Origin of the sequence: Mycobacterium sp. Aquia_216 (assembly GCF_026723865.1) — a bacterium.
Taxonomy (GTDB): Bacteria; Actinomycetota; Actinomycetes; order Mycobacteriales; family Mycobacteriaceae; genus Mycobacterium.
The window spans coordinates 5,075,565-5,101,764 of the sequence record NZ_CP113529.1 but is presented as its reverse complement, the minus strand read 5'-3'; the positions used below and the strand labels follow the sequence as shown (position 1 = coordinate 5,101,764).

General features: G+C 65.0%; 28 protein-coding genes and 1 pseudogene. 17 read left to right on the top strand and 12 right to left on the bottom strand.

Features of this window, described 5'->3' with window-relative positions; translation table 11 throughout:
• Nucleotides 1–319: 319 nt before the first annotated feature.
• From OK015_RS23770 to OK015_RS23755, 4 genes are all read right to left on the bottom strand, one after another.
• On the bottom strand, nucleotides 320–1,420 hold the full coding sequence (locus OK015_RS23770) for a 3-beta-hydroxysteroid dehydrogenase (RefSeq protein ID WP_268126673.1): 1,101 nt from the start codon (nucleotides 1,418–1,420) through the stop codon (nucleotides 320–322).
• 62 nt (nucleotides 1,421–1,482) lie between these two features.
• Entirely contained in the window at nucleotides 1,483–1,731 is a 249-nt protein-coding gene (locus OK015_RS23765) for an exodeoxyribonuclease VII small subunit (protein WP_268126670.1), read from the bottom strand.
• Entirely contained in the window at nucleotides 1,721–2,980 is a 1,260-nt protein-coding gene (gene xseA, locus OK015_RS23760) for an exodeoxyribonuclease VII large subunit (RefSeq protein WP_268126669.1), read from the bottom strand. The genes OK015_RS23765 and xseA overlap by 11 nt, the downstream gene beginning before the upstream one ends.
• Entirely contained in the window at nucleotides 2,977–3,561 is a 585-nt protein-coding gene (locus OK015_RS23755; protein WP_268126667.1) for a lipid droplet-associated protein, read from the bottom strand. The genes xseA and OK015_RS23755 overlap by 4 nt, the downstream gene beginning before the upstream one ends.
• 89 nt (nucleotides 3,562–3,650) lie before the next feature.
• On the opposite strand from OK015_RS23755, the gene OK015_RS23750 reads away from it, so the two are divergent.
• Nucleotides 3,651–4,658, top strand: coding sequence for a 4-hydroxy-3-methylbut-2-enyl diphosphate reductase (locus tag OK015_RS23750; protein WP_268126666.1), 1,008 nt, complete (start codon nucleotides 3,651–3,653; stop codon nucleotides 4,656–4,658).
• On the opposite strand, the gene OK015_RS29330 is transcribed toward OK015_RS23750, so the two are convergent.
• Entirely contained in the window at nucleotides 4,655–6,316 is a 1,662-nt protein-coding gene (locus OK015_RS29330; RefSeq protein WP_442791153.1) for a PPE domain-containing protein, read from the bottom strand. The genes OK015_RS23750 and OK015_RS29330 overlap by 4 nt on opposite strands.
• A gap of 782 nt (nucleotides 6,317–7,098) precedes the next feature.
• On the opposite strand from OK015_RS29330, the pseudogene OK015_RS29115 reads away from it, so the two are divergent.
• Nucleotides 7,099–7,194, top strand: a pseudogene (locus tag OK015_RS29115) (hypothetical protein); the annotation flags it as partial.
• Nucleotides 7,195–7,238: 44 nt separating this feature from the next.
• Here OK015_RS29115 and OK015_RS29325 read toward each other — a convergent pair.
• Nucleotides 7,239–10,214 (bottom strand): PPE family protein, encoded by a 2,976-nt coding sequence (locus OK015_RS29325; RefSeq protein ID WP_442791152.1) that lies wholly within the window; start codon nucleotides 10,212–10,214, stop codon nucleotides 7,239–7,241.
• A gap of 831 nt (nucleotides 10,215–11,045) precedes the next feature.
• On the opposite strand from OK015_RS29325, the gene OK015_RS23735 reads away from it, so the two are divergent.
• Nucleotides 11,046–11,528, top strand: coding sequence for a DUF6941 family protein (locus tag OK015_RS23735; RefSeq protein WP_268126664.1), 483 nt, complete (start codon nucleotides 11,046–11,048; stop codon nucleotides 11,526–11,528).
• A 239-nt stretch (nucleotides 11,529–11,767) separates the two neighbouring features.
• On the opposite strand, the gene OK015_RS23730 is transcribed toward OK015_RS23735, so the two are convergent.
• Nucleotides 11,768–12,961, bottom strand: coding sequence for a DUF6542 domain-containing protein (locus OK015_RS23730; RefSeq protein ID WP_268126662.1), 1,194 nt, complete (start codon nucleotides 12,959–12,961; stop codon nucleotides 11,768–11,770).
• A 134-nt stretch (nucleotides 12,962–13,095) separates the two neighbouring features.
• Here OK015_RS23730 and ychF point away from each other — a divergent pair, with 134 nt between their 5' ends.
• The 11 genes from ychF (at nucleotide 13,096) to OK015_RS23675 (ending at nucleotide 20,401) form a co-directional block, all read left to right on the top strand.
• Nucleotides 13,096–14,169: a redox-regulated ATPase YchF gene (ychF, locus tag OK015_RS23725; protein ID WP_268126660.1), complete on the top strand. Its 1,074-nt coding sequence runs from the start codon at nucleotides 13,096–13,098 to the stop codon at nucleotides 14,167–14,169.
• Between the two features lie 100 nt (nucleotides 14,170–14,269).
• Entirely contained in the window at nucleotides 14,270–14,635 is a 366-nt protein-coding gene (locus tag OK015_RS23720) for a nuclear transport factor 2 family protein (protein WP_268126658.1), read from the top strand.
• A 51-nt stretch (nucleotides 14,636–14,686) separates the two neighbouring features.
• The gene (locus OK015_RS23715) at nucleotides 14,687–15,511 is read left to right on the top strand and encodes a MerR family transcriptional regulator (RefSeq protein WP_268126656.1); all 825 of its coding nucleotides are present in this window, start codon (nucleotides 14,687–14,689) and stop codon (nucleotides 15,509–15,511) included.
• A gap of 20 nt (nucleotides 15,512–15,531) precedes the next feature.
• Nucleotides 15,532–16,335, top strand: coding sequence for an SDR family oxidoreductase (locus OK015_RS23710; RefSeq protein WP_268126654.1), 804 nt, complete (start codon nucleotides 15,532–15,534; stop codon nucleotides 16,333–16,335).
• Nucleotides 16,336–16,402: 67 nt separating this feature from the next.
• The gene (locus OK015_RS23705) at nucleotides 16,403–17,086 is read left to right on the top strand and encodes an O-methyltransferase (protein WP_268126651.1); all 684 of its coding nucleotides are present in this window, start codon (nucleotides 16,403–16,405) and stop codon (nucleotides 17,084–17,086) included.
• Between the two features lie 116 nt (nucleotides 17,087–17,202).
• The gene (locus OK015_RS23700) at nucleotides 17,203–17,601 is read left to right on the top strand and encodes a VOC family protein (RefSeq protein ID WP_268126648.1); all 399 of its coding nucleotides are present in this window, start codon (nucleotides 17,203–17,205) and stop codon (nucleotides 17,599–17,601) included.
• A gap of 86 nt (nucleotides 17,602–17,687) precedes the next feature.
• Nucleotides 17,688–18,050, top strand: a complete 363-nt coding sequence (locus tag OK015_RS23695) for a hypothetical protein (RefSeq protein WP_268126647.1) — start codon at nucleotides 17,688–17,690, stop codon at nucleotides 18,048–18,050.
• A gap of 28 nt (nucleotides 18,051–18,078) precedes the next feature.
• On the top strand, nucleotides 18,079–18,507 hold the full coding sequence (locus tag OK015_RS23690) for a hypothetical protein (RefSeq protein WP_268126645.1): 429 nt from the start codon (nucleotides 18,079–18,081) through the stop codon (nucleotides 18,505–18,507).
• 21 nt (nucleotides 18,508–18,528) lie between these two features.
• The gene (locus OK015_RS23685; RefSeq protein WP_268126644.1) at nucleotides 18,529–19,038 is read left to right on the top strand and encodes a nitroreductase/quinone reductase family protein; all 510 of its coding nucleotides are present in this window, start codon (nucleotides 18,529–18,531) and stop codon (nucleotides 19,036–19,038) included.
• 97 nt (nucleotides 19,039–19,135) lie between these two features.
• The gene (locus tag OK015_RS23680) at nucleotides 19,136–19,714 is read left to right on the top strand and encodes a peptidoglycan endopeptidase (RefSeq protein ID WP_442791151.1); all 579 of its coding nucleotides are present in this window, start codon (nucleotides 19,136–19,138) and stop codon (nucleotides 19,712–19,714) included.
• 363 nt (nucleotides 19,715–20,077) lie between these two features.
• Nucleotides 20,078–20,401, top strand: coding sequence for a putative quinol monooxygenase (locus OK015_RS23675; protein WP_268126641.1), 324 nt, complete (start codon nucleotides 20,078–20,080; stop codon nucleotides 20,399–20,401).
• On the opposite strand, the gene OK015_RS23670 is transcribed toward OK015_RS23675, so the two are convergent.
• From OK015_RS23670 to OK015_RS23660, 3 genes are read right to left on the bottom strand one after another with little or no spacing between them, the layout of a single operon-like run.
• Nucleotides 20,398–21,078, bottom strand: a complete 681-nt coding sequence (locus OK015_RS23670; RefSeq protein WP_268126639.1) for a guanylate cyclase — start codon at nucleotides 21,076–21,078, stop codon at nucleotides 20,398–20,400. The genes OK015_RS23675 and OK015_RS23670 overlap by 4 nt on opposite strands.
• 12 nt (nucleotides 21,079–21,090) lie before the next feature.
• Complete coding sequence (locus OK015_RS23665; RefSeq protein ID WP_268126638.1) at nucleotides 21,091–21,462, bottom strand: carboxymuconolactone decarboxylase family protein; 372 nt, start codon at nucleotides 21,460–21,462, stop codon at nucleotides 21,091–21,093.
• Between the two features lie 27 nt (nucleotides 21,463–21,489).
• Nucleotides 21,490–21,660: a hypothetical protein gene (locus OK015_RS23660; RefSeq protein ID WP_268126636.1), complete on the bottom strand. Its 171-nt coding sequence runs from the start codon at nucleotides 21,658–21,660 to the stop codon at nucleotides 21,490–21,492.
• Between the two features lie 21 nt (nucleotides 21,661–21,681).
• Between OK015_RS23660 and OK015_RS23655 the strand changes: the two genes are divergently transcribed.
• Nucleotides 21,682–21,852, top strand: a complete 171-nt coding sequence (locus OK015_RS23655) for a hypothetical protein (RefSeq protein ID WP_268126634.1) — start codon at nucleotides 21,682–21,684, stop codon at nucleotides 21,850–21,852.
• Here OK015_RS23655 and OK015_RS23650 read toward each other — a convergent pair.
• Complete coding sequence (locus OK015_RS23650; RefSeq protein WP_268126632.1) at nucleotides 21,810–22,637, bottom strand: adenylate/guanylate cyclase domain-containing protein; 828 nt, start codon at nucleotides 22,635–22,637, stop codon at nucleotides 21,810–21,812. The genes OK015_RS23655 and OK015_RS23650 overlap by 43 nt on opposite strands.
• A 124-nt stretch (nucleotides 22,638–22,761) precedes the next feature.
• Here OK015_RS23650 and OK015_RS23645 point away from each other — a divergent pair, with 124 nt between their 5' ends.
• Together OK015_RS23645 and gnd are read left to right on the top strand one after the other, a co-directional pair.
• On the top strand, nucleotides 22,762–24,171 hold the full coding sequence (locus OK015_RS23645; protein ID WP_268126631.1) for a glucose-6-phosphate dehydrogenase: 1,410 nt from the start codon (nucleotides 22,762–22,764) through the stop codon (nucleotides 24,169–24,171).
• A 13-nt stretch (nucleotides 24,172–24,184) separates the two neighbouring features.
• The gene (gnd, locus tag OK015_RS23640; RefSeq protein ID WP_268126628.1) at nucleotides 24,185–25,213 is read left to right on the top strand and encodes a phosphogluconate dehydrogenase (NAD(+)-dependent, decarboxylating); all 1,029 of its coding nucleotides are present in this window, start codon (nucleotides 24,185–24,187) and stop codon (nucleotides 25,211–25,213) included.
• On the opposite strand, the gene OK015_RS23635 is transcribed toward gnd, so the two are convergent.
• Entirely contained in the window at nucleotides 25,214–26,083 is an 870-nt protein-coding gene (locus OK015_RS23635; RefSeq protein ID WP_268126625.1) for an alpha/beta fold hydrolase, read from the bottom strand.
• Between the last annotated feature and the right edge of the window lie 117 nt (nucleotides 26,084–26,200).

Here is a 26,200-nt window from a genome sequence, read left to right as displayed (position 1 = left end):
GGTCCACATCGCGAAAACCACACCACCCCGAAGCCCGGGCCCCGGACGAAACCAGGTCGCCACGGTTGTCAATGAAGTTAGCGCGGAAAATGCGATCGCCATCGAGGATGAAGGCGTTGGCGCGGGGCGTTCGCTTTTCGTGTCGGAAGTTTACGGAGCGCCACTTGTCAGGTTAGCGTCGCTCGCTGGTTATTGGTGTAGTGAATGTTGTTGTTTTGGACGGCTTTTGGGAGTTTGTCGTCGCGCGTTGGGTGGTGCGGTGCCGGGTTACTGTGCTTGAACCGTAGCCTCGCCCGACAGCGATCGCGCCCGTATCGCCTTACCGAGAACGCTTGGCGGCGGCCTTGGCCATCTCGTCCTGCCTCTTCATCTGGCCGAACATGTCCACGTAGTACGGCAGGCACTCGGTCAACGCCTTCTCGGTGGTGAACAGCGGCTGGTAGCCGAGGTCGCGGGAAGCCTTGCCAACCGAGAAGAAGTTGTCCAGGTACAGGCGTTCGACCGCCAGCGGCTCCAGCAGCGGCGCGGGAATCCCGAACCGGAAGTGCATCCGCTGCCAGCCGGTCATCGCCGCCCGCACGACCGGGCCGTTGACTCGTATTCGCGGCCACGGCTGCCCGCAGGCCTCCACCACCGGCCGGGCGAACTCGAACATGTTGATCGGGTCGTCGTCGTTGATGAAGTAAGCCTGACCGGGTGCCGTACCGCCGGGTACCAGATGTTGGGCGGCCAGGATGAAACCGTGAATCAAGTTGTGCACGTAGGAATTATCCAGCCGCGCGGACTTGCGGCCGATCAGGACTTTGACGTGACCGGCGATCACACTCTCGAACAGTTTACGGAACATCGTCTGGTCGCCACGGCCCCAGATGCCGCTGGGGCGGATCGCGCACGTCAGCATGCCATCAACACCGTTCTGCGACAACACGAATCGCTCGGCGATGACTTTCGTCTCGGTGTAGAGGTCGTTGAATCGAGTGGTGTAGGGCAGAGTTTCGTCGCCGCCGGCGATATTCTGGCCGCCCATCACCACGCTGTTGGATGACGTGTAGACGAATCGCTGCACACCTGCGGCATGCCCGGCGTCGACCAGATTCTGGGTGCCGCCGACGTTGATCGCAAAGCTGCGCTGGCGGTATTCGTCGGTCACCGACGCGCCGCCCATCAGCTCGATGATCGCCGCGGTGTGGAAAACCGTGTCGACGCCTTCCACTGCCTGCGCGCAGACGGCCTTGTCGGTGATGTCGCCTTGCAGCACCTGCAGTTGCGAATGCGGGGCGAGCGGGGACGGGGCGCGGTCGAAGGAGCGCACGGAATACCCGCGGTCGAGCAAGGTGGTCACCAGGTTGGCGCCGACGAACCCGGAGCCGCCGGTGACCAGCACGCGGCCGAGGTCGGTTGTCAGTGATGCATCACCCATGTCGCAAAGCCTAACTGAAACGTGTTCCAATTCTAGAAAGAATTGTGGATTGCTCGGTCGGTTCAGTCTTCCTCGTCCCGGCCGGCCGCCAGCGCATCCTCCACCCGTTTACGGGCGCCAGCTAAGTGCTCTTCGCACCGCTTTGCGAGCTGTTCGCCCCTTTCCCAGAGTTTCAGCGATGCATCGAGGTCAAGCCCCCCTTGTTCCAGGAGGCGCACGACCTCGATCAGCTCGTCGCGGCAGGCTTCATAGCCAAGTTGACTAATGGGCGTAGCCGACTCGGCTCCGCCGCCGTCTTTGTCAGTGACCATCGGTCAGCCCCTCACTTACCGCCGCGACGGCGCCGTCGGAAACGCGGACCCGCAGCCGGGCGCCGGCCGGCGCGTCGTCCACGGAGCGCAGTACGCGCATCGCTTCGCCAGCGCCGGCGGCGGGGACGGTCTGCACCACCGCGTAGCCCCGGGCCAAGGTCGCCGCCGGGCCCAGCGTAGCCAGCCGTGCGGCCAGGTGACCGACGCGTTCGGATTCGGCGCCGACCAGTCGGGTGATGTCGCGGCGCACCGCCGAGCGGGCGCGGTGGATCTCCTCGGCTCGGGCCGTCACCGCCGTCAACGGCTCGGCCAGCACCGGGCGGCTGCGCAACTGGGTCAGCGCCCGCTGTTCGCGAGACACCCAATTACGCAGCGCCTGCGCGCTACGTCGGCGCAGGTCATGGATTCCTCGCTGCTCCGCGGCCGTGTCCGGAACCATCTTTTTTGCCGCGTCGGTCGGGGTGGCCGCGCGCAGATCGGCGACCAGATCGCACAACGGATTGTCGGGTTCGTGCCCGACCGCGCTGATCACCGGTGTGCGACAGGCCGCGATTGCGCGGCACAACGTCTCGTCGGAGAACGGCAGCAGGTCCTCGACGCTGCCCCCGCCGCGGGCCAGCACGATTACGTCGACGGCCGGGTCGCGGTCGAGTTCGCCTAGGGCATCGACGATCTGGGCGACCGCGTTGGGCCCCTGCACGGCGGTGTTGCGCACCGCGAACCTCACCGCTGGCCACCGGGCGCCGGCCACCGTCGTCACGTCACGTTCGGCGGCGCTTGCCCGGCCGGTGATCAATCCAACCATGTTCGGCAGGAAGGGGATTGGCCGTTTGAGCCTCGGGTCGAATAGCCCTTCGGCTTCCAACAGGCGACGCAGCCGGTCAATACGCGCCAGCAGTTCGCCGACACCGACGGCACGAATCTCACTGAGCCGCAACGAGAATGTGCCACGCCCGGTGTAGAACGAGGGCTTACCGCAGACGACCACTTGGGTTCCCTCGACCAATTTCACCGGCGCGTTCAGCACCAGGTCTCGCGGGCACGTCACGGTCAACGACATGTCGGCGGCCGGGTCACGCAGCACCATGAACACGGTCTTGGAGTCGGCCCGAATGTTGATCTGCGCCAACTGCCCTTCGACCCAAACGGTTCCCAGCCGGTCGATCCAGCCCGCGACCCGGATCGCGACGGCGCGAACCGGGAACGGGTTCTCGGCCGAGTTCGCCTCCGAATTCGCCGCTCGGGTCACTTCGCGGTCGCGCGGGTGATCCTGTTGGCCAGCAACGTCTGAAACGGAGCGCGGGCCTTGGTGGCCTGCTCGTAGGCCAGCAGCGCCTCGAGCTCGTCGACGCTCAGCGATTGCACCCGGGCTCGCAGCTGGGCCAGCGTCAGCGTCGGGTAGTCGAGTTCGGCAGCCACCGACGGCTCCGGAACCGATTGCTTCGATTGCCCGGTCGGCTTACTCGGGGCGCCCGCGTCCAGCGCGGCATCGGCGACCGAATACAGCGCGAACCGCCCCTCGGCCCGGCGATCACCCCCGGCGCCGTCCGGCAATTCGGCGAAAGCGCTTTCGAGGGCCTCGGCCGTGTCCTCGTCGAACGTTGCCCACTCCGGCTTTTCGTCCTTGGGCGGAAAAATGGACTCCAGGGTGGAGTCACCCTTGATCACCAGCTCCGCCAGATTCTGCTGAAATCGCATCACGATGTGCGCCGCCTGACTGGCTACTGTCATCGGGTACATCAGGATCGTTTTCGGCAGTTTCATGGTCTCCTCGACGGCGAGGGTCGCCGCGCCGACCAGTAGTCGAACTCCATACGGTGCAGTCGCCATGGGTCCAAGATTGCCTTAAGCAGCGGCTAACGCCAAGCCCACCGGCGCGAGCTGGCGGCCCCGTGTCGGCAGAACGTACCCTGAAGGACATGGTGCCGACTGTCGACATGGGGATTCCCGGCGCGGCCAGCTCGGTAGCCAGCGATCCGATCAGCAAAAGGGTGCTCCTCGCGGAGCCGCGTGGCTACTGCGCAGGTGTGGATCGGGCGGTCGAAACGGTCGAGCGCGCGCTCGAGAAGCACGGCGCCCCGGTCTATGTGCGCCACGAGATCGTGCACAACCGGCACGTGGTGGACACGCTGCAAAAGGCCGGTGCGGTGTTCGTCCAGGAGACCAGCGAGGTGCCCGAGGGCGCCATCGTGGTGTTCTCGGCGCATGGCGTCGCGCCGACCGTGCACGTCGAGGCGGCCGAGCGGAATCTGCACACCATCGACGCCACCTGCCCGTTGGTCACCAAGGTGCACAACGAGGCCCGGCGGTTCGCCCGCAACGACTACGACATCCTGCTGATCGGCCACGAAGGGCACGAGGAGGTCATCGGCACCGCCGGCGAAGCGCCCGAGCACGTGCAGCTGGTCGACGGCGTCGCCGCCGTGGACAACGTGACGGTTCGCGACGAAGACAAGGTCATCTGGCTGTCGCAGACCACGCTGTCGGTCGACGAGACCATGGAGATCGTCGAGCGGCTGCGGCAGCGTTTCCCGAAGCTGCAGGACCCGCCGAGCGACGACATCTGCTATGCGACCCAGAACCGGCAGGTGGCGGTCAAGGCGATGGCACCGGAGTGCGAGCTGGTGATCGTCGTCGGGTCCCGCAATTCCTCGAATTCGGTGCGACTGGTGGAGGTGGCGCTGGGTGGCGGGGCGACCGCCGCTTACCTGGTCGACTGGGCCGACGACATCGACCCATCCTGGCTGCAGGGCGTGACTACGGTAGGGGTCACCTCCGGAGCATCCGTCCCCGAAGTCCTGGTGCGAGGCGTGCTGGAGCGGCTCGCCGAATGCGGCTACGACATGGTGCAACCGGTGACGACGGCGCAGGAGACACTGGTGTTCGCGCTGCCCCGCGAGATTCGCTCGCTGCTCAAATCGACTTAAGACAGCGCGTCCAACAGCGCATCGACATTTAACTGGGGTTGGATTCCTGAGGTTCCGGCCAGGCCTGGTGTACCCAGCAGGCTGCTGAGCCACGATGGAGCTCCCGGAGCCGGTGGAACTGCCGGAGCCACGGTGACGGGGCCGAGGTAGCCGCCGGGCCCCACCGAGCCCCCGGGGCCGACCGTGACGGTTTCGCCCGGGCCGATGATGACGGCGCCGTGGGTGCCGACATTGACCATGCCTCCGGGGCTGACGGCGAGCGAGCCACCGTCGATGGAGACGGTGCCGGCCGTGGGGCCTGACCCGATCGTGACGGTGGCGTTCGAGCCGACGGTGACAGTGCCACCGGGGTCGACACTGACGATGGCGCCGGGGCCGAGGACGTTGACGAAGCCGTGGGGGGCGACGGTGACCGTGCCGCCCGAGCCGACGGTGACGCTGCCGTTGACGGCGAAGCTGCCGGATGAGGCGACGTTGACCGCGCCCGTCACGCTGGTGGACCCAGTGACGGAGAACTGGGCGCCCCCGCCGACGGTGACGGTGGCGCCGGGGTCGACCGTGAGGGTGCCGCCGACGGTGAAGGTGGTGCTTGTGCCGAGCGTGACGGTGCCCCCCTTGGCGACGGTGGCCGTGCCGCCGGGGGCGATCGTGACTAAGCCCGGGTGCGGGGGCGGGGCGAGGACGACCCCGCTGACGTTGATGGCGCCGGCGTTGAAGAGGCTGCCCCCGGAGCCGATGGAGAGGGACCCGCCGTTGACGGTAAGGGTGCCGGCGTTGACCAGGGCGCCGTTAACTGTGGCAGATGCGCCGGGCCCGATGGTGAGGGTGGCGCCGGGTTGGATGGTCAGGGTGCCATTCACGGTGAGGGTGCCGTTGACGATGAGGGTGCCACCGGACTCGACGGTAAGGGAGCTGCCGGCGTCGATAGTCATGGTATCGCCGGCGCTGATGGTGACGGTGCCGCTGATGGTGACGTTGCCGCTGATGGTGGTGTTGTTGCCGCCGGGACCGATGGTGATGTTGCCGCCGGTGTTGACGGTCGAGTTGAGTTGCTGAGCCAGGGATTGGGTCTGGGCAGTCGTGGTGTTGCCGGCGGCCTGGGCCACGGCGCGGGCCTGCGCATTTTGGCCCGTCGAGTCGGTGGTCTGTGTCGGCTCGTCAAACGAGGCCAGGGTGCTGGCGACCTCCGAGTCGGCCGCGTAGCCGTACATCGCGGCGGCGTCTTGGACCCACATTTCCGCGTAGTGGGCTTCAGTGGCGGCGATCGCCGGGGTGTTCTGTCCGAGAAAATTGGTCGCGATCAACGCCATCAACTGCGCCCGGTTGGCCGCGACCACCGGCGGGGGCACAGTCATCGCGTAGGCCGCTTCGTAGGCCGCCGCGGCCGTGTAGGCCTGGGCAGCGGTTTGCCCGGCTTGGACAGCGCTGGCCTGCAGCCACGCCACATGGCGGGTGGCCGCAGCCGCCATCCTCATCGAGGAAACGCCGAACCAACGGCTGGTCAATCCCGCGAGCTCCGATGAGTAACCGCCGGCGGCGGATTCGAGCTCTGCGGCCAACGCTTCCCAGCCTGCCGCGGCTGAGAGCATCGGCCCTGGCCCGGGCCCGGCATAGATGCGCGCGGAGTTGATCTCGGGAGGCAACAACCCAAAGTCCATGGCGCGACTCGCTTTCCGGAGCAGAGCGGCGATTCTTGGACAGGAGTGTAATACGGCTGGGTGACGACCGCAGGGGAGGTTGCCCGAAGCAGGTGCAGCTCGTCGACGGAGTCGGCGGAGTAGCCGGAGCCATGTGACGGGGACCGCAGTCGTTCGTCGTGACCAGGAATGGAATCCCGGTCCGCGAGCTTTCCCGGCTGCGTCGGCGTCGATTCATCGATCCAACAACGGACTCAGCCGTAGCCGAGCGCCACTTGTCCACGCAAATTCGGCGGTCGCCGGGTCGCTGTTCGTTGCCGGAGCCCTCGACGGCGTCAGCGTGACGATATGGCAGGGCCACTTTGGTGTGCACTGAAACAGTCGGCCTCGTCGCCAATGTCAGGCTCGGCTAACCCACGCCGAGTCGGGGTGTGACCGACCGACGATACAAACCGACTATCGCTCCGACCGCGAGAATGCCGCTGGCCGAACAACTTCCGGAATCGGTGGCGTTCGCTGCTGATGAGTTCGTCATCGGTCCACCGTGTGACAACCCGTACCGCGTGGCGGACAGCTCCGCTCGCCGTTACACGACTGCCCACAGCGCATGCAGCGGCGCGCTGCCCGAGTTAAAGGTGAGGACTCTTCCGGATTGGACTTTGCGGACGGCCCGAGCTGATGGGAGGGGTTGCTCGGGCCGATGTGAGTGGATTGCTCGGCCAATGGTGTGCCGCCCACCTTTAGTCAACTGGGCCGCCGCATCGACCCAGCGTGGTTTGAAGCGGTTATCTGTGCTGTAGTCGCTCGCCCAGTCCGGCTTCGACGTGGTGTAACCCGCGACGACGGCGCAGGAAACGCTGGTGTTTGCGCTGCCCCGGGAGGTCCGTTCGCTGCTCTGAACGCTCAGCGCTCCTCTAGGAGAGTGCGTCCGATAGCGCCGCAGCTAGCTGATGATGTCTTCCAGTATCTCGAGCGATCTGTTGTCGCGGTCCAGGTCGTCGGGACCGTTGGAGAGTGCATCTAAAAGCGCGTCGGCATTGAGCTGGGGTTGGATTCCTGAGGTTCCCGACAGGCCTGGCGAAGCCAATAGCAGGCTGTCGGGGTCCAGCGGCGTCGGGGGAACCGGCGGCGTGCCCGGAGCGACAGTGACGGGGCCGATGTAGCCGCTCGGGCCGGCGGAGCCCCCGTGTCCGACGGTGACCATCTCACCCGGGCCGACGAACAGGGTGCCGCCGGATTGGACGGGGACGGTGCTGCTGGCGTTGACCGTGAGGTAGCCGCCAGTGTTGATGGAAAGGGTGCCGTCGGCGTTGACGGTGAGGATGGTGCCGTCGTTGAGGGTGACGGCGCCGCCCGTGTTGATGGTGAATGTGCCGTAGTCGTTGAGGGTGCTGCCGTCGAGAACCAGGGTGCCGCTGTCGGTCAGGGTGCCCCCGGTGTTGACGTTCAGGGTTCCGTAGTCGTCGAAGAAGCCGCCGGGGTCGACGGTGAGGGTGCCACCGTTGTTGATGGTGAGGACGCCGTAGTCGTCGAAATAGCCGCCGGGGTTGACGGTGAGGGTGCCGCCTGTGTCGACGCTGAGGGTGCTGTGGGGATTGAAGAGGAGATAGCCACCGTCGTTGACGGTGAGGGTTCCGTAGTCGTCGAGGATCCCGCCGCTGCCGACGGTGAGATAACTGCTTTGGTTGACGGTGAAGGTGCCGCCGTAGTTGACGGTGAGGGTTCCGTAGTCGTCCACGATACCGCCGTCGTTGACGGTGAGGGTGCCGCCGGTGTTGATGGTGAGGTTGCCGGTGTCGTTGAGGGTGCCGCCGGTGTTGACGGTGAGGGTGCCGGAGTCGGTGAGGGTGCCGGTGTCGTTGATGTTGAGGGTGCCGCTGTCGGTCAAGGTGCCGCTGGAGGTGACGTTGAGGGTGCCATGGACGCTGACGTTGAGGGTGCCGCCGGTGTTGATGGTGAGGGTGCCGCTGTCGGTGAGGGTGCCGCCGGTGTTGACGGCGATGGTGCCGGAGTCGGTGAGGGTGCCGCCGGGGTCGACGATCAGGGTGCCGCCGTTGACGTCTTGGAGCACGCCGCCGGTGTTGATGGTGAGCGTGCCGGTGTTGGGGGCACTGGTGGGGTTGATGGTGAGAGAGCCGGCGTCGGTGAGGACACCGCCGTCGTTGACGGTCAGGGTGCCGCTGTCGTTGAGGGTACCGCCGGTGTTGATGGTGAGCATGTCGGATTCGTTGAGGGTGCCCCCGGGGTTGATGGTGAGGGTACCGCCGTTCGGAGTGCCGGTGGGGTCGATGGTGAGGGTGCCGCCGTCGTTGAGGGTGCCGCCGGTGTTGATGGTGAGGGTGCCGCTGTTGTTGAGGATGCCGTTGTTGCTGGCGGTGGGGCCGGGGTCGATGGTGAGGGTACCGGTGTGGGTGGTGGAGGTAGCGATGTTGAGGGTGCCGCTGTTGTTGAGGATGGTGTTGGGGTTGAGGGCGGTGCCGGGGTTGATGGTAAGGGTGCCGGTGTCGTTGAGGGTGCCGTTGTTGGCGAGGGTGCCTTGGTCGATGGTGAGGGTGCCGGTGTCGTTGAGGGTGCCGCTGTTGGTGAGGGTACCGGTTTGATTGAGGGTGCTGTTGCCGATGGTGAGGTTGCCGGTGTCGTTGAGGGTGCCGCCGGTGTTGATGGTGAGTGTGCCGGTGTCGTTGAGGGTGCCCCCGGGGCCGATGGTGAGGTTGACGCTGCTGCCGGTGATGGCCCCATTGTTGGTAACGGTGATGGTGCCGCTGTTGGCGAGGGTGCCGCCGTTGACGGTGAGGTTGACGCTGCTGCCGGTGATGGCCCCATTGTTGGTAACGGTGATAGCGCCGCTGTTAATGAGTGTGCCGCCGTTGACGTTGAGGGCAACGTGGTAGGGGATACCGGTTAAGTTGCTACTGATGGCCAGGGTACCGGTGTTTGTGAGGGTGCCACTGTTGATGGTGAGGATGCCGCTGTCGCCGAGTACTACGATTGGGCCGTTGGCGATGGTGAGAGTGCCGGCATTGGTGAGGGTGCCGCCGTTAACGGTGATGGCGCCGAAGTCAGTGACGGTGCCCCCGGATTGAATGATCAGGCTTCCGCCGGATTCGATGTCGAGGGTGGTGCCGGCGGTGATGTTGAGGGTGCCTTCGACCGTCATCGATGTATACGTTTGGCCCGTGCCGAGGATCGTATTGCCGGACAGGGTGTAAGTCGTGCCGGCGGGGACATCGAAGGTGCTCCCGGCGTCCGCGGCGGCCTGTGGGGCGACGTTGGCTGCGCTGAGTTGTTGGCTGGTGTTGGTGGTGGCGGTTTGTACCAGGGTTTGGGTGCGGGCGGTGGTGGTGTTGCCGGTGGTTTGGGCGAGGGCGCGGGCTTGGTCGGTTTGGCTGTTGGGGTTGGTGGTTTGGGGTGGTTCGTTGAAGGGTGTGAGGGTGCTGGCGGTTTCGGCGGCGCCGGCGTAGCTGTACATGGCGGTGGTGTCTTGGATCCACATCTGCATGTACTGGGCTTCGGTAGCGGCGATCGCGGGGGTGTTTTGTCCGAGCCAGTTGGTGGCGATCAACGTCATGAGTTGGGCGCGGTTGGCGGCGATGACTGGTGGGGGCACGGTCATGGCGAATGCTGCTTCGTAGGCGGCTGCGGCGCCGTAGGCCTGGGTGGCGGTCTGGGCGGCAGCGGCGGCGCTGGTTTCTAGCCATTCCATGTAGGGGGTGGCTGCGGCGCTCATCGCCGTGGAGGCCGGGCCCGACCAGGCGATGCCGGTGAGTCCGGTGATTTGGGCGGAGTAGCCGGTGGCGGCGGATTCCAGTTCGGCGGCCAGGGCGTCCCAGCCCGCCGCGTTGGCCAGCATCGGGCCCGGGCCCGGGCCAGCGTAGATACGGGCGGAGTTGATCTCTGGTGGCAGCAACCCGAAATCCATCGCTTGGCCCCCTTTTCCCCGGGTTCGAAGCGCGCGACGCTGGCCGCAGACCCCCCGCATCCCGCTCAAACACACGTCAAATACGTTTCACATATAACACCACCGGCCACCAGCAGCGACCCGCTTGAAACGTGATGCAGAACACGTTGACAGAACGGTGTCTTATAAAAAAGTAAGTCAAATTATGCCCGAGCTGGGCTGTCACGCCGTCTGCCTTGATCTGGCGTTTGTTGCGCCCAAGATAATTTACGTCCACGTCACTGCACGCTTGGTCAGCGATCGGCCCAAAGCCACGCGGACTGGTCGCGCAATCGACAACTGCCGCGCGCTCAGCAGCCAAGGGCGTCGCGACGGATTTCGCCGCGGAGTCGACTAAATCAGCGCGGGCAACCAGTCTTGAGGCGGGCGGGTCACGACGATGAAGGATTCGGCAAGAGGGATTCAGCGATTGGTTGCGTGCGAGGAAGCCATCGGCGCGGTATCCGGCGCGTGATTGCGTGATCTCAACCCCCCTCCCTGAGTTGGGCATGGCGGATCACGTTCGATGCGGCTGAAGGTCGAACGTTGTGCCGGCCCGGTCGGCAAGGTCAGTGACCGCTGGCGCCCTGCCAGGAAAAGCAGTGTCATATCGGTCAGCGATCTGCCAAACCTTGTTGCAGTTCAACGGGTTTCGATTGCTCGATGGGTGGTGTGTCATCGTGGACGGATGTTGACCGGTCCGGTCCCGTCTGGATCGTGGTCAGTGTTCCAAGACGCTCCGTACAGCGTTCGCAGGGCCGCACGGATATGGTGAGTCGGCTATTCCAGCACCGGTCGGATTGGGAGTAATTCATGGAGTTAACAGCCGTCCTGTGTAATCATGCCGAGGCCCAGAACAATTTGTTATACGTACTGGGTGGCGGCATAGATCGCACTGTCATCCCTGCTGGACGGTCGGGACCCTTCGCTATCTCACTGGGCATCGGAATTGTCGTCGAGGTCCCGTGGTCGGCGACCGATGAGCAGCACACAGTCACCGTCGAGCTCGAGGACGCTGACGGGCATCAGGTGGAGATTCAAAGGGGCCCAGGCGAACGCGAGCCGTTTCGCGCGCAGTTCCATTTCAACGTCGGCCGGCCGCACCACCTCAAGGATGGCGACACTCAGTCGGTTGCTTTTGCACTCAACGTTCCCGTCCTTCCGTTCGAGGAAGTCGGGTCATACGTCTTCGCCATCGGCCTCGACGGCACCGTCGCGCGCCGTCTGCATTACCGGCTGATTGAGCAGGCCGAGGAGCCCGTCGCGGCGAATTGGCCAACGGGATTCAGAAGCTAGCTGCCGGTTGCGCGTCACGCATCCAGTAAGCCGAAATCCTTGTGCGGCAAGGCAATTACGTTACCGTCAAGACGCCATGAGCTGGCGCCCGACCGCCGGCCAGGCCCGACCAGGCGGTCGCTAAATTGCCGCCGCTACGGCAAGGCAAAACTGCACTCCGCGCGACGCCGGCCCAACATCTTCGGATTCGTCCCGCAGAATTGGGTCGACCTCGGCGCCGGGTAACGGTAAAACGCAGCTCAGGCGTCGTACTCCCAGGATTCTGCCGGCGGTCTTTCCGAAGGCCGGCCGTTCGAACGTAGTCGACTGCGGCGATCCCCGCGCGGCTCACCGCGGCGCTCATCCGACGGGCCCGATCCGCGGTAGCGGACCTGCGAGATCGGGTGGTGCGTGGAATCGGAGCCGTTCGTGCCGTTCGCTGCGGGGCGGCGGCGCCGAGGCTCGGCGGCGCCCGGGTAGGACTCGGACGGGTCGTAGGACTGGTATCTGCCGGGGGACGGTGGTTCGTACCTGTCGTAGCCGTCGTCGTGGCGGCTGCCGCGCGGAGCCGGACGCTCGTAGGGGTTGGGGCGGCCGCGCGGCTCGCGACGGCCTTCCCGCGGCGACTGGCCGCGGAGATCCGGATCGCTCTGCGGTCGCGGACGGCGTCCAGAGGACCGGCGCGGCGGGTCGGCGGGATCGAAGTCGCGGGACGGGGCCTGGCGCCGCCGGCGTGGCCGCTCGTCGACGGGTCCGTGCTCGTCTTCCGGCGACGGGCGGGCGTGCCGGGAGCGACTTCGGGCCGAACCCGTGGCGGACCGACCGCTGCGCGAGGTTCGGCTGGCTCTGGCGGAGGACCTCGCGGCGCGGGGTGCGTCGGTGGCTTCGTCGGCATCCTCTTCGGAGGACGCAATGCCCAGGAGCGAGTTCAGCTTCGCGCTGACGACCTGGACGAAGGACGACTTCGGCGCGGGACCGGCAGCAGCGGTGTCGCCAGTCGCGTCCGCGGCAGGCGTCCGCTGCGAGAGACCCGTGTACCACCTGATCAGGCCGATCAGTAGGACGCCACCGGCGGCGCCCAGCATCAGGGGGAACCGCTCGATGAGCGGATAGCCGCAGTTGATCAGCAGGTCTTTGAGGCTGCCGAGTTTGGCACCGTGGAACAGCCAGTAAGCCCCCGGCACCGCGCAGAAAAGTATCAGCGGCGGCTGGATAACCGCGGTGAACAGCCCGTCCTGACGCACGGCCAGCACAGCTGCCACGCAGCCCGCTATATAGAGGCCGGCGAAGATGCCGGTCAGCTCCTTGTGGCCGGATCCGGAGTCGATGCCATACCCAATGGCAGTCGCGGTGATCGCGATGAGCAGGGCTATCCACGACGGCACACCCGGAATGCCGGGGTGGATTGAGCGATGGGCAGCTTCTACTGCCGAGGTTGCCCGCTGCGCTGACACATGTAGACCGTACCGGCAATGGGCCAAAACCCCCGTAAATACCTCGTACAGATGCCGGGCGTGGCACGGGTTTTACGCGGGAATCGATGCGCGGCGCCAAGGCTGCGGGCGCGGAGCCCTAAACTTGGTTCCCCGTGAGCCTGAGCCTGGGAATCGTGGGCCTACCCAACGTGGGCAAGTCGACACTGTTTAATGCGCTGACCCGCAACAACGTGGTGGCGGCGAACTATCCGTTCGCGACGATCGAACCGAACGAGGGTGTGGTATCGCTGCCCGATCCGCGGCTCGACAAGCTGGCGGAACTATTCGGATCCGAGCGCATCGTTGCGGCGCCGGTCACCTTCGTCGACATCGCCGGAATCGTGAAAGGCGCCTCCGAGGGCGCCGGGCTCGGCAACAAGTTCCTGGCCAACATCCGCGAGTGCGACGCGATCTGCCAGGTGGTGCGGGTGTTCGCTGACGACGACGTCGTGCACGTCGACGGCAAGGTCGATCCGCGTTCCGACATCGAGGTGATCGAGACCGAGTTGATCCTCGCCGACATGCAGACGCTGGAGAAGGCCATCCCGAGGCTGGAGAAGGAAGCCCGCAACAACAAGGAGCGCAAGCCCGTGCACGAGGCGGCCGTCGCTGCCGAGGCCGTGCTGGACTCCGGCAAGACGCTCTTCGCGGCCGGTGTCGACGCGTCACTGCTGCGCGAGCTGAACCTGATGACCACCAAGCCGTTTCTGTACGTGTTTAACGCCGACGAGTCGGTGCTGACCGACGACGCCCGCAAGGCCGAGCTGAGCGCGATGGTCGCACCGGCCGACGCGGTGTTCCTCGACGCGAAGATTGAATCCGAGCTGGCCGAACTCGACGACGAGTCGGCGGCCGAGTTGCTTGAGTCCATCGGGCAAACCGAGCGTGGACTAGATGCGTTGGCGCGGGCGGGTTTTCACACTCTCAAGCTGCAGACCTACCTGACAGTAGGCCCAAAAGAGGCGCGCGCGTGGGTGATTCATCAAGGCGATACCGCGCCCAAGGCCGCCGGAGTGATCCACACCGACTTCGAGAAGGGCTTCATCAAAGCCGAAATCGTGTCGTATGACGACCTGATCGACGCCGGGTCGATGGCGGCGGCCAAGGCGGCCGGCAAGGTCCGGATGGAAGGCAAGGACTACGTGATGGCCGACGGTGACGTGGTCGAATTCCGGTTCAACGTCTAGCAGCAGCCACTTTGGCTCTTCAACGGCTTGACTCTCCCGTAACGGGAGGGCTCAGGCTGTGTCCGACGGTCATTCGACGTCAGGACGCAAGGAGGAAGCAATGACTACACAGCTCAGACTGGACACCGTGCTCACCGCGCACTTCGCCGCGATCAACAGCTTCGACGTGGACGCGATCATGGAGACCTTCGCGGACGATGCGCTCGTGAACGACTTCTCGCGGGAGTTCTGGGGCACCAACCGTATCCGCGCGTTCATGGCCAAAGAGTTTGTCGGCGACCGCGTCACGATCGAACCCGTCGAGGTCGTCGACAACGCCGGCATGTGGTGCGTTCGGTGCCGCTACGACGGTGACTACGACAAGACCGGTCTACCCGACCCGTTGGTCATGACGAACTACTTCCGCCTGCGTGACGGCAAGATCGTCAGCCTGTTCATCATCAAGAACACCGAACCGCAGTATTGACCAGAGGGGCCGCTTCCGAGCGGGGAGCGGCCCTCCTGACCCGGAGCCGCCATGAGCATCACCGTTTCTGTCGGGCAATTCGCCACGATGACCCACCTCAGCGTCAAGACGCTGCGCCACTACCACCATGTCGGACTACTCGAACCGGTACACGTCGATAGCGAGACCGGATACCGCTACTACTCTCTCGACCAACTGCCCACCGCTCAACTGATCCGACGACTACGTGACCTGCGGATGCCCGTCGCCGACGTCCGAGAAGTTCTTGTCGCTCAGCATGCCGGTGAGCGCGAATCCTTGATCGCAGCCCACATCGACCACCTCGAAGCCGAGCTGGCCCAGACAAAGGCCGCGGTCAATTCGCTTCGGGCCCTGCTGAATAACGCGGCGAGTCCGCAGCCCGTGCACCGACGTGCCGAGTCGACCATCCCAGCGGTCGCCATCACCGCCACCGTCGACCCCATCGACATCGAAATCTGGTGGCACGACGCCCTACACGATATTCGTGAGGCGGTGCGGACTGGTCGGCTTGACCAAACCGGGCCCGCGGGCGGGATATACGACGAGAGCCTGTTTCAACACGAACCAGGCCAAGCCACCGTGTTTATCCCCGTCACCACACCACGGCAACTGGGGCACGTCGAACCCATCCTGGTGCCCGCCGCGGAGGTCGCCGTGACGACCCACCACGGCGCCCCGGCCGATATCGACCTCGCCTACGCCGAGCTTGGCAGCTACATAGCCAGCCAAGGACTCGCCGTCGGACCACGCATCCGCGAGTACTACCACTGTGATCGCACGCACACGGCAGACGAAACCCAATGGAGAACCGAAGTCGCCTGGCCCATCATCGACGTCCTTACGCCCAGGGCATGAACTCGGCCACCAGGAGCGCCATGACACCCGTCACCGCCGCCACGATCACCCAAACGCCAGCGGAGCTGACCGGAAAGCGCGCCCTCGTCACCGGCGGTACGCGCGGCATCGGCAAGGGCATCGCCGATCGACTACGTGCTGCGGGCGCAACCGTCATCGTCGCGGCACGCACGACACCCGACGCGCCAACCGAAGGATTCGTCAAGGCTGACGTCTCCACTGTGGGCGGGACGTCGGCACTCGCCGAGCGCACATTGGAGCTACTCGGCGGCGGCCTGGACATCCTGATTCACAACGTCGGCGGTTCCGACATCAAACCCGGCGGGACCGTCTCCCTGACAAATGACGACTGGCAGCAGGCATTTGAGACGAACTTCTTCGGCGCAGTGCGACTGGACCGGGCACTGACGCCCACAATGATCGCGAACAAGCGTGGAGCGATCGTCCACATCACCTCAGTCCAGCGCCGCAGCCCAATGCCCGGCACAGCACCCTACGCGGCAGCGAAGGCAGCTCTCGCCAACTACAGCAAGTCGCTGTCGAATGATCTGGCGCAGCACGGCATTCGCGTCAACAGCGTCTCACCCGGATTCATCGAAACCGAGGCCGCGAGGGAGTTCACCAACCAGCACGCTGCGGCCCGCCAGATCAGCAGTGCCGCGGCGCGCGAAGAGATCATCGAATCGATCGGTGGAATCCCGCTCGGCCAACCCGGCACGCCGCACGATGTGGGGGATTTAGTTGCCTTTCTCGTCTCCGACAGAGCCGGCTACCTCACCGGCGCGGAATACCTCATCGACGGTGGCAGCACGCGCACTATGTGAGGCGCCGTCCTCGGCCTTGTTACGGGCAAACGCTGGGCCGAGTCCATAACTTAGGGTACCCTAAGTTATGGACTCACTCACTACGTCGCCGGTTGCCGACGTCCTTGACCGCCTTTTCCGCGAGGCGGAGATTGCCGATCGGCCCTTCATCGCGGACCTGCTCGCTAACGCCGAACCGGGAGTCGACCCGTTGGTCAGCGTGCTCGAAGCCGAAGCCCAGGACTACAAGGACCTCTACCGCCAAGCAGTAGGTAACTTCCTCAGCGTCTCACCGGAATTCGGGCGCCTGCTCTATATCTGTGCGCGTACCCGAAACGCCTCCCGCGTCGTCGAGTTCGGAACCTCCTTCGGCATTTCTACGATCCACCTGGCCTGCGCCCTTCGCGACAACGGAAGCGGCACGGTCGTCGGCACGGAACTAGAACCCGCCAAGGCGGCCCGAGCGCTGGAACATCTGGTCGCTGCGCGGGTAGCCGACCTCGTCGAAATTCGCGTCGGCGATGCCCTCGACACACTGCGCGAGGGCGTGGGCGGCCCCGTCGACCTGGTCCACCTCGACGGTGCGTTCAGTCTGTACCTGCCGGTGCTGCGGCTGTTGGAACCGCACCTACAGCCCAACGCGCTGATACTCGCCGAAAACGGCACGCCGAACTATCTCGACTACGTCCGCGACCCACGCAACGGATATGTCTCGCTCACACTCCCTTTCGAGCCGGCGCGGGGCAACGAACTGTCCCTGTTCACGCGTTGATCGGCGGCGGCCTTGAGCCGACCGTTCAAACGGCCGGCTGTCGGAGGAGGTGGCTAGCGTTCCCGTTCGAAGACGCTGTCCGCAGGCCGCGCCACCCGAGTATCCAAGGACGCCCCATGAAGTTCGTTTCGACCCGCATCATCACCGCAGACGTCAATCGGCTCGTTGCTTTCTACGAGATGGTCACCGAAACGGCCCCGGTCTGGGGCAACGAACTGTTCGCCGAGATTCCGACATCGGCCGGGACGCTGGCCATCGGAAGTGACAAGACCGTACCGCTGTTCGGGGCCGGTTCTGCCGAGGCGGCGGCCAACCGGAGCGCGATCCTGGAGTTCATCGTCGAGGACGTGGACGCCGAATATGAGCGACTCAGAGGGAGCGTCGGCGAGATCGTGACCGAGCCGACGACGATGCCGTGGGGTAACCGTGCCCTGCTTTTTCGAGACCCGGATGGAAACCTGGTCAACCTGTTCACGCCGGTGACGGAGGAGGCGCGCGCGAAGTTCAACGTGTAGCGGCGCGCACTGATGCATCGACCGGGAGGCGGGAGCCAGTTTGCCGAACACTAGCGGTGACGTCGCGGGCCGACCATTCTTAGGGGATGGCGAGGGAAAACCACACGAGACGGTGGATCCGGCTGTTGGCGGTCGGCGCCCTGGCGTTGTCTGCGGTGGGCCTGGCCGGCGGTGTCGCCCAGGCGGCCCCAGCTCCCGCGCCCGGCAATCACTGGTGTCCGGGTCAGCAATGGGACCCGGCTTGGGGGACCAACTATCACTGGGACTGGAATCAGTGCCACGACTGGCAAGGCCCGGCACCGGCGGGCTGGGGACCCTGGGGACCCCCGCCGCCGTGGGCGCCCCCGCAGCCACCTCCACCGGCGTGGGCGCCGCAGGCCCATTTGATGTGGAACCCGACTTCCGGAGCGTGGGGATTCTTCAACAACGGGATCTGGACTCCGGTCTAACCGGACTTCGAGTCGAAGGGATGCGGACGTGGGTGGTGTTCCCAGTCGTCAGGCGCGCCTCGCGCACGCGGGCAAGCATGCCGAATTGTGGAACGCGGGCAAGAAAGACGAGTGGGTGGCATCGTGGCGGACCATCTGCCCCGGCGAGGTCCGCATGTTCGATCCGGTCGGTACGGTGGAAAAGCATGGTTTCGAGGCCGCGACGTCGGACGCGTTCGACATGTTCCAGTCCATCCTCAAGATCAAGATGATCACCGTGCAGGTGAATGGCAACGAGATGGCTTGGGTGTGTGAGAACCACTTCGGAGCCGAACCGAACGTTCAAATGGCTTACAGCATAGAGACATTCGCCTGGGATGATGACGGCAACCTGCTGATCAAGACGTATTATCCGATGCCCGAATCGGTCGACTCCGAGACCGATCCCTACGCGCACCTGCTCGGAAACCAGCCGTAGATCAGACGGTAGGGTCGCCGCATGCCGCTGCACTACGTCGACCCGACCAAGGAGTACGGCCGGTGGTACCGGGCCCTGGAGCGCTTCGGCCGCTCGCGGACTGGAGGGTTCATGGCGCGGCATCTTTTCTGGCACATCGATCCGTGGCTGTACCGCGCAACCGGTGGGCGCTACCCGTCCATCCTTGGCGGGCTTTCCTCGGCTCCATTGATCAGCACGGGCGCGAAATCGGGTCAACCGCGCGAGCACCAACTCGCGTACTTCCACGACGGCGCCGACGCGATCCTGGTCGCCTCCTACTTGGGTGAACCCAAGAATCCGCAGTGGTACCACAACCTCAAGGCGCATCCCGAATGCAAGCTCGGCGACGAGCACTTCGTCGCGGAGGAGGTCACCGATCCCGACGACTACGAGCGCCTGTACGCGGTTGCTGAGCATGTCTGCGTCAACTACGGCGACTACCGCGTCAAGGCCGCTGCCGCCGGGCGCGGCATTCCGGTGTTCCGGCTCAGGCCCGCGTCGGCGGGATAACGCCTGGCCAACCGGCTGACAACTTCCGTTTCCTTAAATATGCATTCCCGTGACTTATTTGCTGTAAGGGCAGCGCAGGCCATTATTTAATCGCCACGTGACGCAGGCCACAAATTTTGTCTCGCTAACTACCTTGTTGCTAGTGTCCGTCGTCATGTTTGTTCTTGCATCGTTGGTGTCGCTGATCAATCAGGTCTCGGGGACGCCGTATATTGTGGGTGGAGATTCTCCCGCAGGTACCGATTGTTCGGGACTTGTCTCGTGGGTTGTCAATGCGGCAACCGATCGGCCGGTTTTTGGAGATCGATTTAATACAGGGAACGAAGAAGGCGCGTTATTGGCGCGTGGCTTTCAATATGGAACGGCCCCCAACGCGTTGGTTGTCGGCTGGAACGGTGGCCACACGGCAGTGACCCTGCCGGACGGCACCCCGGTGTCCAGCGGTGAGCGTGGTGGTGTGCACATCGGTGGTGCGGGCGCTTACCAGCCCGGATTCACGCATCACATGTTCTTGCCGATGCCGCCGGACGCTGAAGGGCCTCCGCTTCCGCCGCCGGATGCACCGCCTCCGCCGCCGGACGCGCCGCCCGTTTTGGTCGGTGCCGTGGCGCCGGCACCACCGGCTCCGCCGGCTCCGGAATTGCCGCCGCCCGGCGATGCCGGAATTCCAAATTGATAAAGAAATGGATGGTGCTCGCGTTATCTAATTCCGCGGATAGAATTGCGACGCGGATCGCGTTCATTGCATTACGCGCTTGGCGCCAGTGAGGTAGTCGCGAAAAGCGACCGGCCGTGAGCTACGCCACATTTATGTGGGTATCATTGCAAATTCGATAAGCACAGGATCAAAGCAAAGTCCGCGTGGGTGTCAACTAAGACATCCAAGCGGACTTTGCTGTAGCGCCGCGAGACAGGGTCGCACAAAGACCCGAAATGCCACATCGGACGCAAGCGAGGCGCGACAGGCCGATATCCTGGCGCTGCCCGTCGATGAGCGGGCAAGTGCACTGGTAGCTGCGAGCACAAGCGGGGACCGCAAATGATCTTCATCGTCGTCAAGTTCGAAACCAAACCCGACTGGACCGACCGCTGGCCGGACCTGGTCGCCTCGTTCACCGCGGCCACCCGCGCCGAGGCGGGCAACCTATGGTTCGAGTGGTCGCGCAGCCTGGACAACCCGGCAGAGTATGTGTTGGTCGAGGCGTTCCTCGACGGCGACGCCGGCGCCATCCACGTCAACAGCAATCACTTCAAGCGGGCGATGCAAGAGTTCCCGCAGGCGCTGAAGTCCACGCCGCGGATCATCAGTCAGACGATCGAGGCGACCGGCTGGTCGGAGATGGGGGAGATGTCGGTCGACTAGCCGACAGTCACCCCGATTTCTTCGCCCAGCTGATATCCGGGCGCCAACGGCAGCGTGTCACCGCTCCAGAACTTGCCCGGGTCGAACCAGTTGGTGTCCTTGTCGGTGACGAGCAGCCCCATCTCCTCGTAGGTGATCGCCACCGTCTCGGCGCAATACGCCGTGGCCAGGCTCACCTTGCGCTTTTCCCGACGCCGCCGGGTCTGCTCACGAACTTTCTTGTCCACCAACGGGATCCCGCGCACCCAGTCATAGGCGGTCGGGAGCCGGCCACGGAACCAGCGGGCGGTCAGCCGGGCGGTGGTGGGAAACGCGGTGCCGTCCATCCGCGCGATCACCCGCAGCAGTTTGTCCTCCTGTTCGCGGGTGGCATGCGGTGTCAGCTGGCGCAGCCAGCAGCGTTGGTGGTAGCGCTCACTCCACTGCAGGACGGCTTGGTGCATGTCGTTGAGCTGCACACCGCGATGGTTAGTCCCGGTCCACAAATCGACCAGCTTGTCGCCCAATTCGGCATGCCAGATCAGCGGTGGCAGGTCGTCGATGGCCACGGCCATGCCGACGTGGTTCACCGGACTGTTGGTCAAGGTCTGAATGGCACGATCGGGTCCCGAACCGCCCCGAAATAACCAAAGGTCGCCGGTCCGCGTCTCGTTCAGCGCTTGTTGCAGGGTCAGCATGCTGCGGCAAGCCTATTCGCCGACCAGAACGTCGCGCGCGACATTGCTTGCGGTGGTGGCCGCGGGATAGCCCGCGTAGCCCGTCATGTGGTAGATGACTTCTTCGATCTCGTCGATGGTCAGCCCGTTACGCAGCGCGATCGGAAAGTGCAGCCTCAGTTCCTCGGTGGCCCGCAGTGCGATCAGCGCGCCGAGGGTGACCAGGCTGCGCGAGCGACGATCCAATCCGGGGCGTGTCCACAGCGCGCCGAAGACGTGATCGAGGCTCAGTTCGCCCAGCTCGTCGGCGAACCCGCCGCGGCGCAGAGTGGTGGCGTCGTCGGGTATCAGGCCGGGCAGCATGTCCTTAAGCACCTCAAGGCCTTCGGCGCGAGAGTCGGTCATCGGGTGTCGCCTTTCATAGGGTATTGGTCAGCACCGGCCCGGGCGCAGTAAGGTGACGCCGATGTTCTTGGGCCGCAGGTAGATTGCCAGACCTTCGCTGGTCTGCACGATCGCGGCCTTGGTGGCCGCATACGGCATTCGGCCGATGCCGCTGGCCGACCCGGTAATGACGGCGACCTTGTGGTGAAGGGTGTCCATGGCGGTAATAGCGTGTCAATTATGCGCAACATTTGGAAGTGGATCGGCCTGGCCGGTGTCGCCGGCGTCGTCGCCGGGGGCGCGCTGGTCGTGCGTGATCAACGCAACCGGCGCGCGTACATCCCCGACGAGATCCGCTCGCGGCTCCATCAGCGGCTGGCGGAATCCGACTCCACCGCGAACAAGCGATAGCTGCCCGAAAAGCCTTTCAACTCGACGTCGCGGCCTGCGTCGAACCGGATGTCGGTACAGTCGCTCAGCGCATCTCGCACCGATTGGCTCACCAGGATCTCGCCACCGGCGGCCTGCGCGGCGACCCGCGCCGCCATCGCGACGTTGCGCCCGAACAGATCGTCGCCGCGGCGTACCGAGCGTCCCATGTGGATGCCGATGCGCACCCGAATCTCCTCGTGCCGCTTACGCTTTGCGTCCTTGTGCAATTCGCCCTGAAGGTCGATGCCACAGCGCACCGCCTGCTCGGCCCGCGCGAAGGCGATCATGAAGCCGTCGCCCTGGCTCTTGACCACATGGCCGGACCGGCGCTTCACGAGCCCGGAAACGAGCTTGTCGTGCGAGCTGATCAGCCGGACCCACGCCCGGTCGCCGATCCGCTCATTGAGGGCGGTGGACTCCTCGATGTCGGAGAACAGAATCACCACGCGTCCGTCGGGAGTGACCCGGGCCAGGTCGGGCCGTTCGACCTCGGCCCAGTCCGCGAGGTCTTCGATGGAGCTGCGCACGGCCGCGCCAAAACCCTCCTTGCGCATCACGGAGGCGGTGTTCCACACCGTCTTGACAGCCTCGCGGCCACCGGATATCAGCCAATTGCGAGTGTCGGCACGTTGCCTTAACTCCTCGGCCTCCTCGCGGCTACGAACGAGCAACCTCCACATCACGCCGAGTGCGCAAGCTTCGATCACGGCAACGCCGGCCAGGACGTAGACCGCGATATGCAGTGCATCACCCACGCCACGCATCCTTGCAAAGCGCGCGATGGCTTCCGGTTGTCGGCCCTATAAGCAGTGTCTAGGGTTGAGTTCGATCACCCCCGGGTAGTGCATGTCGAGTGGACCGATCCGGTGACTTTTGGGAGGTTCGGTCTTGGCCGACGACGGTGGTGGTTCGTCCAACCTGCTGGTGATCTTTGGAATTACCGGCGATCTGGCCCGCAAGATGACGTTCCGGGCGTTGTATCGGCTAGAGCGCCGCAACCTGCTGGACTGTCCGATCCTCGGTGTGGCGAGCGACGACATGAGTGTCCAGGACTTGATCGAGCGGGCGCGGGGCGCCATCAACGACGCCGGGGAGAAGATCGACGACGAGGTGTTCGACCGGCTGGCCAATCGGTTGGACTACGTCCACGGCGACGTGTCCGACGGCCAGCTCTATCACCGGCTGGCCGAGATGATCGGTTCGGACTACCGCCCGCTGTATTACCTCGAGATGCCGCCCGCGTTGTTCGCGCCGATTGTCGAGGGGCTCGCGAGGGAGGGTCTGCTGCAGCGCGCACGGGTCGCGGTGGAAAAGCCGTTCGGCCATGACCTGGCCTCCGCGTGCGAACTCAACGAACGGTTGCACGCGGTACTGGACGAAGACCAGATCCTGCGGGTGGACCACTTCCTGGGCAAACAGCCGGTGGTGGAACTCGAATGCCTCCGGTTCGCCAATCAGGCGCTGGCCGCGCTGTGGGACCGGCAGAGCGTGTCGGAGATCCAGATCACGATGGCCGAGAACTTCGGCGTGGAGGATCGGGGCAGGTTCTACGACGCCGTCGGCACCGTTCGCGACGTGGTGCAGAACCATCTGCTGCAGGTACTTGCGATGGTGGCGATGGAGCCTCCGGTCGGCGGCAGTGCCGACGACCTCAACGACAAGAAGTCCGAGGTGTTCCGTGCGATCCCGGCGCTGGATCCCGAACACTGCGTACGGGGTCAGTACCGCGGATACACCGATGTCCCCGGGGTGGCGAAGGATTCGGCGACCGAGACTTTCATCGCGCTACGCACCGAGATCGACAACTGGCGCTGGTCCGGGGTGCCGATCTTCCTGCGGGCCGGAAAGGCGCTGCCCGAGCGGGTCACCGAAGTGCGGCTGATTCTCCGTCGCGTTCCGCAGTTGGCTTTCCTGCGCCAGCGCAAGACGGCCGAGCCCAACCAGATCGTGCTGCGCATCGACCCCGACCCGGGCATGCGACTGCAGCTGGCCGCCCTCGCCGACGGCGAGTGGCGCGACGTGCACCTGGACTCGGTATTCGTCACGGACCTGGGCGAAGCGGAGGGACCGTATGAACTGCTGCTGCACGCCGCGCTGACCGGCGATCGTCAACTTTTCGCGCGGGAAGACAGCATCGAACAGACGTGGCGCATCGTCCAGCCGCTGCTGGACAAGCCGAGCGAAATCCACCCCTATGAGCCCGGATCCTGGGGACCCGAGGCCGCGCAGTCGCTAGTCCGTGGGCACCGCCATTGGCAGGACCCGTGGTTCTCTCCAAATACGCAGTCGGGACAGTAAGGAGACAACAGATATGCAGCTGGGAATGATCGGCCTCGGCCGAATGGGTGCCAACATCGCTCGCCGTGTGGCCGACAACGGGCACGAATGCGTTGTGTACGACCACAATTCCGACGCCGTCAAGGCGATGGCCGGCGAGCCAAACACCACTGGCGTGTACTCCCTGGAGGAGCTGAAGGAGAAAATGACCGCGCCGCGGGTCGTGTGGGTGATGGTCCCCGCGGGCACCATCACCCAGTCGGTGATCGAGGAGCTGGCCACGACGCTGGAGTCCGGCGACATCGTGATCGACGGCGGCAACTCCTACTACCGCGACGATCTCAAGCACTCAAAGCTGCTGTCCGAGAAGGGGATTCATCTGATCGACTGCGGCACCAGTGGCGGTGTGTGGGGCCGTGAACGCGGCTACTGTCTGATGATCGGCGGCGACGACTACGCCTTCGAGCACGCCGAACCGCTCTTCAAGACCATCGCACCCGGAGTCGACGCGGCGCCGCGTACCCCCGGCCGCGACGGCGAGGTTACGCAACCGGAGAAGGGCTACTTGCACTGTGGCCCGTCCGGGGCGGGGCACTTCGTGAAGATGGTCCACAACGGCATCGAGTACGGGATGATGGCCTCGCTCGCCGAGGGGCTGAACATCTTGCGCAATGCCGATATCGGTAAGCGTGTCGAGGCGGGGGACGCCGAAACCGCGCCACTGTCGAATCCCGAGTGCTACCAGTACAACTTCGACATCGCGGATGTCGCTGAGGTCTGGCGGCGAGGCAGCGTCGTCGGCTCCTGGCTGCTGGACCTGACCGCGATCGCACTCCACGAATCGCCCACGTTGTCGGAGTTCTCCGGACGGGTCTCCGACTCAGGTGAGGGCCGCTGGACCGCCATCGCGGCGATCGACGAGGGCGTGCCCGCACCGGTGCTCACCACCGCGCTGCAGTCCCGCTTCGCCTCGCGCAGCCTCGACGACTTCGCCAACAAGGCGCTGTCGGCGATGCGCAAGCAGTTCGGCGGGCACGCGGAGAAACCGGGAGTGGGTGGCTGATTAGTTTGTCAGCCGCTTGACGAACTCCACCACGACGTCGCTGAAGGCGTCGTTGTCGTCGCCGGCCGCGGTGTGTCCGGCGTCGGACAACTCGACGAACTCCGCACGCGGAACCGTCGCCAAGAAGTGCTGGACGCCTTCGGGGCTGACGACGTCGGAGAGCTTGCCGCGGATCAACAGCACCGGAACCTTCAGGTCCGCCGCGGCCTGCTCGAAATGCTCGGTGCGCAGCTCCGGGTCGTCCCCGGGTGCGGTCATGAACGCCGGATCCCAGTGCCAGTACCAGCGTCCGTCGCGCAGCCGGAGGTTCTTCCTCAGCCCTTCGGGGCTGCGCGGCTTTTCCCGGTACGGCAAATAGGCGGAGACGGCGTCGGCCGCCTCCTCGAGGGAGCCGAAGCCGTGCAGGTTGGTCAGCATGAAATCCCGGATACGGGCGCTGCCGGTCTTCTCGTACCGCGGCACCACGTCGACCAGCACCAATCCGGTCACCTTCGCCGGGCCCGCGCTGGCTGCGACCAGGATGCCGGTCAACCCACCCATGCTGGCCCCGATCAGCACGACGGGGCGGCCGATCGCGTCGAGGATGTGCAAGACGTCGGCGGTCAGGGTTTCGATGGCGTAGTCCGCGCCCGGCGCCCGGTCGCTGTCGCCGTGCCCGCGGCTGTCCAGCGCGACGACGTGGTAGCCCTCGTCCGCCAGGACCTGGCCGGTGTTCTTCCAGGAGAATCGGTTTTGGCCGCCGCCGTGCAACATCAGGATCGATGGTCGGCCCGCGACGGCGGCGTCGCGGTTCCATTCGTCGGCGACCAAGCCAATATCGCCCACACCTGCGAACTTGACCGTCTGGGGACTGCTGCTCACGGCGCTCACGGGCGTCCTCTCGTAGATCGTGCCTCGACGTTACCGAGGTCGTCTACACATTTGCGTGCGAGGGGGTGCGGCGGTGAGTTCCGGCGGTCGTTCGGGTCTATCAGGGAAACCAACGAA